Source organism: Kitasatospora sp. NPDC090091, from assembly GCF_044747365.1.
Lineage (GTDB): Bacteria > Actinomycetota > Actinomycetes > Streptomycetales > Streptomycetaceae > Kitasatospora.
The window spans coordinates 1-1,960 of record NZ_JBIVDY010000003.1; the positions used below are offsets into that span (position 1 = coordinate 1).

The 1,960-nt window shown below is 58.1% G+C and carries 2 rRNA genes (1 of these 2 cut by a window edge); both read left to right on the top strand.

The annotated features are described in order from the left end of the window. Positions 1-85, top strand: a 16S ribosomal RNA gene (locus ACIPSC_RS05710); the annotation flags it as partial. A gap of 278 nt (positions 86-363) precedes the next feature. Next, positions 364-1,960 (top strand): 23S ribosomal RNA (locus ACIPSC_RS05715) (it continues 1,484 nt past the right edge of the window).

Consider the following 1,960-nt stretch of genomic DNA (forward strand, 5'->3'; position numbering starts at 1 on the left):
GGAGCCGTCGAAGGTGGGACCAGCGATTGGGACGAAGTCGTAACAAGGTAGCCGTACCGGAAGGTGCGGCTGGATCACCTCCTTTCTAAGGAGCACATAGCAGCTTCGGGCGAACGTCCCGGAGTGCTCGCTCATGGGTGGAACGTTGACTATTCGGCACACTGGGTTGGCATTCGTTAGTACTGCTTCGGCGTGGAACACGGGTTTGCTGATCGGGTGTGTCGGGCACGTTGTTGGGTCCTGAGGGAACGGCCGTATGGCTGTTGTCTCAGTGCCGGTCCTACTTGAGGTGGTCCGTTTGGGCTGCTGAGGGTGGGTGACTGGTCGTTGTTTGAGAACTGCACAGTGGACGCGAGCATCTGTGGCCAAGTTTTTAAGGGCGCACGGTGGATGCCTTGGCACCAGGAACCGATGAAGGACGTGGGAGGCCGCGATAGGCCCCGGGGAGCTGTCAACCGAGCTTTGATCCGGGGGTGTCCGAATGGGGAAACCCGGCAGTCGTCATGGGCTGTCACCCGCTGCTGAACACATAGGCAGTGTGGAGGGAACGCGGGGAAGTGAAACATCTCAGTACCCGCAGGAAGAGAAAACAACCGTGATTCCGGGAGTAGTGGCGAGCGAAACCGGATGAGGCTAAACCCAAGTGGTGTGAGACCCGGCAGGGGTTGCCGCTTGGGGGTTGTGGGAATGAGCTTCAGTCGTCTGCCGGCGGCTGGGCGAGTCAGAAACCGTATGGATAGTCGAAGGACATGCGAAAGGTCCGGCGTAGAGGGTAAGACCCCCGTAGGCGAAATCTGTACGGCTTGCTTGCTCATCTCCCAAGTAGCACGGGGCCCGAGAAATCCCGTGTGAATCTGGCGGGACCACCCGCTAAGCCTAAATATTCCCTGGTGACCGATAGCGGATAGTACCGTGAGGGAATGGTGAAAAGTACCGCGGGAGCGGAGTGAAATAGTACCTGAAACCGTGTGCCTACAAGCCGTGGGAGCGTCGTCAGTGGGCTTGCCTGCTGGCCGTGACTGCGTGCCTTTTGAAGAATGAGCCTGCGAGTTTGCGGTGTGTAGCGAGGTTAACCCGTGTGGGGTAGCCGTAGCGAAAGCGAGTCCGAATAGGGCGTTTGAGTTGCATGCCCAAGACCCGAAGCGGAGTGATCTAGCCATGGGCAGGTTGAAGCGCGGGTAAGACCGTGTGGAGGACCGAACCCACCAGGGTTGAAAACCTGGGGGATGACCTGTGGTTAGGGGTGAAAGGCCAATCAAACTCCGTGATAGCTGGTTCTCCCCGAAATGCATTTAGGTGCAGCGTCACGTGTTTCTTGCCGGAGGTAGAGCACTGGATAGGCGATGGGCCTCACCGGGTTACTGACCTTAGCCAAACTCCGAATGCCGGTAAGTGAGAGCGTGGCAGTGAGACTGTGGGGGATAAGCTCCATGGTCGAGAGGGAAACAGCCCAGAACACCGACTAAGGTCCCTAAGCGTGTGCTAAGTGGGAAAGGATGTGGAGTCGCAGAGACAACCAGGAGGTTGGCTTAGAAGCAGCCACCCTTGAAAGAGTGCGTAATAGCTCACTGGTCAAGTGATTCCGCGCCGACAATGTAGCGGGGCTCAAGCACACCACCGAAGTCGTGTCATTGCAGCATGAAGGGCCAACGCCTGCTGTGATGGGTAGGGGAGCGTCGTGTGCCGGGTGAAGCGGCGGTGGAAACCAGTCGTGGACGGTATACGAGTGAGAATGCAGGCATGAGTAGCGATACAAGAGTGGGAAACTCTTGCGCCGATTGACCAAGGGTTCCTGGGTCAAGCTGATCTGCCCAGGGTAAGTCGGGACCTAAGGCGAGGCCGACAGGCGTAGTCGATGGACAACGGGTTGATATTCCCGTACCCGCTTTGAAGCGCCAACGCTGAACCTCTTGATGCTAAGCCCGTGAAGCCGGCCCGGAGTCTTCGGACAAAGGGACGT